Source organism: Acinetobacter sp. UBA6720 (genome assembly GCF_002454215.1).
Classification (GTDB): Bacteria; Pseudomonadota; Gammaproteobacteria; order Pseudomonadales; family Moraxellaceae; genus Acinetobacter.
This window is the reverse complement of the sequence record NZ_DKIK01000189.1, coordinates 1-4005: the sequence shown is the minus strand read 5'-3', so window position 1 is coordinate 4005 and position 4005 is coordinate 1. Positions and strand designations below refer to the sequence as shown.

Sequence of the window (4005 nt, the reverse complement as noted above, 5' to 3'; positions counted from 1 at the left end):
ATCCATAACAATAAAGATCGATATGGTGTTGATGCGATTTGTAGGATTTTACCGATCGCAGCTTCAACCTATTACCGAACTTTAGATCTCGCTGACAATCCAGAACATCGAGCGAAACGAGATCTACATGATGAGCATCATGCTGAACAAATTAAACGAATTTGGAAAGAAAGTTCTGGTCGATATGGTGTGCGTAAGGTCTGGCAACAATTGAAACGTAAAGGTTATGTTATCGCACGTTGTAGAGTTGCTCGATTGATGCATAAGGTAGGTATACAAAGTGTTTGGCGTGGTAAGAATAAACAAACCACCCGTAGCCGAGATGATCAAAAACGAGCAGATGACTTAGTAAAACGCAATTTTAATGCAGATCATCCTGCCCCTTGCGAAGCAATGCTTCTCAGGTCGCTGACTTCACGTATATTCAAACCAATTCAGGTTGGGTCTATACCGCCTTTATTATTGATGTGTTCTCACGAGCAATTGTTGGATGGAAAGTATCTACACGGATGAATACAGATATGGTGCTCGATGCACTTGAGCAAGCATTGCACGATCAAGGCGTGCCAAAGAATGTGATTCATCATTCCGACAGAGGTGTGCAATATCTTTCCATTCGTTATACCAATCGTTTAGAAGCAGCAAATTTAAGAGCATCAGTCGGTACGACTGGTGATTCATACGATAATACTTTGGCTGAAACAGTGAATGGCTTATACAAAACAGAGGTGATTGAATATTTAAAAGCAGATTAGCAAGGTTTAGCGGATGTACAACACCAATCTTTTTATTTTTCAATTGGACTTCGATCACTAAAGGCAATTGCTTAAAACGTTCAATAATTTCTAGCCGCTGTATTTGAGATAACTGATAAAACCATTCACCTCCATTACGTGCGTGAATCTCTTTTATTTTAGGATCATGAGCTGACTTGATACACATTTCTTCACGATTACCACACACGGTATAAAACCTAGCTTCATCCAATAAGGAGATACAGACTAAATTTTCTGCGCCTCGATCTACAAGATCACCTGTACAAATAAGCACATCATTTTGAAAATCAAAATGAATATTTTGGAGTTCTTGCATCAAAAGGCTATAACAGCCATGCAAATCACCAACCATATATATGATTCGTTTGATTTGTATTGATTGTCAAAATAGGAGAATAGCTCATTGTCTTAAATGTGCCCCTTAATTTCAATATGATTACCGACTTAACAGCTTTCCACTCATTAACACCCGATCAAAGCTATACACATGCGCAAAAGGACTTTCTACACAACGTCCAACTAATGGCAAATTATGATCAGGTTGACCAATTCTAAGTACAACCTCTGCTGAACAAATCGGACATATCCCTTTAAACCGAGTTATACGTGTTAATTGATTACGCTCTCTATCACGATACATCTCAATATCAGCATGATCCTCATTAAGTGAAATAAACGTCATAGGTGCATTAATGACTCGATGCTCTGGTAAATTCCATAACGGAGTGAACCAATATTTGAATGATAGGTAAGAAAATCCAATTAAACAGGCTATAAACAACAAATCAAGTGTCGTGAAGTTTTGTCCTTCACGTACTAAAACCAATGAAAATGCACAAACATATAAAGCCCACGAAATAAAACCGCCAAAAAGAACGATCAGCATCATCAAACCTCTAAAGCTTTTATTTCTAATCTCTCCTTTTTTAAATATAAATCGGTAAAACCAAGACAATTTAATTTCAGAAGGATCAACCCGCTCATAAGAAATTTCATTCTCATCAAGCTTTTGATCTTCTTCATTTTGGGTCTGAGCGTATTCTGTAATATCCAACCAATAACGGCGCTCATTTCCTTTTCCTCCAATTGTATCGTTGGTTTTTACAACAGGAATATAACCAATCTCTTTGAATTTTTTAGTATGTTTTGTGATGACACGATCAAGGAATGCACTTAATTTTTTGTCACTCATCCACTTCCCTAGATCTTTTGAATCCATCGATGCAACAGATTGCTGACCATCAAGAATGGGTTTTAGTTGATACCTAGTATACGTTATTAGCTCTTCATTTTGAGTATTTAAAGCATCAATCGATGCGCTACAGATTACTTTTAAGCAATCGTATGCTCTGTTATCTGCTAAGTCTTTCTTTAAAATTTCATCTAACACAACAAAAACTTTTAATTTTAATTCAGACACTTAAACCCCCATTTTACCCGTATTTCCCCTTTATACGGTGTTAGGACAATTAGATCACAAGCATAGTGAATGAGTAAATCAACTTCCTAAAGGATTTTAATAATGACGATGTATATTGCATTAAACGAAAATAATAAATTGGTTAATATTGAGCAGGTTGAACGTGGACTCGCATGCCAATGCACTTGCTTTGAATGTGGTGAAGCTGTGATCGCTCGTAAAGGGGAAATTAAAGAACATCATTTTGCACACGCAAGCAATAAAGAAAGCTGTACGATTAACCCAGAATCTGTACTCCATAAATATGCCAAAGAAGTTATTCTTGAATCTATGGGACTTATGCTTCCTGCCCTACCTGATTCAGATAGTGAAGCTGCATGGTGGACCTTCGAAAAATTATTACCTGAATTTTCTCTCGGTTTAATTCGCCCTGACCTTATTGGTTATTTTGATGGCGAACCTATTTTAATTGAGATCGCAGTCACTCATTTTATTGATGCTGAAAAACTAAAACGCATTGAGGCATTTAAATCAAAATGTATTGAAATCGATTTATCACCACTTCTTAACAGTGATATTGCAATTCCAAGTACAGAAGCCAAACAGCAAATCCTCGAGAACCTGGACAATAGAAGATGGATTTACCCATTTCCTCAAAAACAATCCATTGGGCAACAAATAACTTCTACTTCCTACAAAGTCACAACCACTCTACCCGTAACGTCTGAACTACAGAACACCAGTCCGAATTGGCAGGACTATAAATTTAAAGTGAAAGGCATGCATCTTAATGTTCGCCATTTTGCGAGTGGTATGGTTTCAGTGAATAGCGCATATAACCCTGAAATCATTGCAATGCTCAAAGAATGGAAACGTGAAGGGATTGGCTCCTATAATCCTAAATATAAATCTTGGAACTATTGGCTACCATTTTCGGAACAGGTTTTACAAAGACTAAAAGAACTTAATGAATAAAACCACATTACCCATAAATACTTGCCTATTTCTGCCAAACGAAAAGTACCTAAACTGGGACTGATCTAGCTAAAAAGTAGATTTTAGTCCCAAATATGGGACTGACCTCACAAGATAAAAGACTAAATAATTTTGAAGTTTTTTGGATCATCTACATTGAAAGGTACTACACGTAGTTTTGCATTAGAGGGAAGCCTAAACTTAAAGTTCCAATGGCTGCGTGAACTTGTCCTTCCGATATGGATAGACAAGTACAACATCACTGTCATGCTTGAGGTAATAGTGGCTATAAGCAAACATTTGCTGAATATCACTATCTTTCAAACCATAACGCCCAGCTCGATCACTTTGATCAATCAACTTCCACTTGGTATCCATCACAATCGGTTTTGCATTCAGAAATTCAATGAAAATATCAGGCTTAAGCTTAAAAATACGACGTTCTTGATGCTGACAAATATACTCCGTCGCATACTGTGTCTTCACAGTATATTCAGGTAAGTTACGGCGTAGATGATAAGCAACATAGTGCTCAAATAGCTTCTCCATTGGGAAGAGTAAACTCATGCCACGCCACTCCCCCTGAGTAGATACAGGCATATATTCACCTAAGATTAACTCCGTCCAAGGTTTAATCTCAGCATACAAAGCGAGTAAACGTCCTGACTGCCATTGTCTAAAATCCTGCTTAATCTTTTGGCTTCGAGGGATCTCATTGGTCATGAGTCTCAGCTCTTGCGCCAATTTCCAATTACTTGCGTCTTTGCTCTTTTTACACACCACTTCTAAGGCTGTACGTATCAATCTATATGCTGTTCTATATATAGAACAAGA

2 protein-coding genes and 3 pseudogenes are annotated in these 4005 nt (G+C 37.4%); 2 read left to right on the top strand and 3 right to left on the bottom strand.

The annotated features are described in order from the left end of the window. Window positions 1–752, top strand: a pseudogene (locus B4F08_RS16195) (IS3 family transposase); the annotation flags it as partial. Here the strand turns inward: B4F08_RS16195 and B4F08_RS17230 are convergent. Further along, a pseudogene (locus B4F08_RS17230) lies at window positions 703–1128 on the bottom strand (metallophosphoesterase); the annotation flags it as partial. The pseudogenes B4F08_RS16195 and B4F08_RS17230 sit on opposite strands and share 50 nt — an antisense overlap. 84 nt (window positions 1129–1212) lie before the next feature. Further along, complete coding sequence (locus B4F08_RS16185) at window positions 1213–2196, bottom strand: hypothetical protein (protein WP_291375351.1); 984 nt, start codon at window positions 2194–2196, stop codon at window positions 1213–1215. Between the two features lie 102 nt (window positions 2197–2298). Here B4F08_RS16185 and B4F08_RS16180 point away from each other — a divergent pair, with 102 nt between their 5' ends. After that, window positions 2299–3171: a competence protein CoiA family protein gene (locus tag B4F08_RS16180; protein ID WP_262579406.1), complete on the top strand. Its 873-nt coding sequence runs from the start codon at window positions 2299–2301 to the stop codon at window positions 3169–3171. Between the two features lie 122 nt (window positions 3172–3293). Here the strand turns inward: B4F08_RS16180 and B4F08_RS16175 are convergent. After that, a pseudogene (locus tag B4F08_RS16175) lies at window positions 3294–4005 on the bottom strand (5-methylcytosine restriction system specificity protein McrC); the annotation flags it as partial.

Coding starts and splice junctions, on each gene's coding strand:
- B4F08_RS16180 (WP_262579406.1), top strand. CDS start 2,299: ATGACGATGTATATTGCATTAAACGAAAATAATAAATTGGTTAATATT.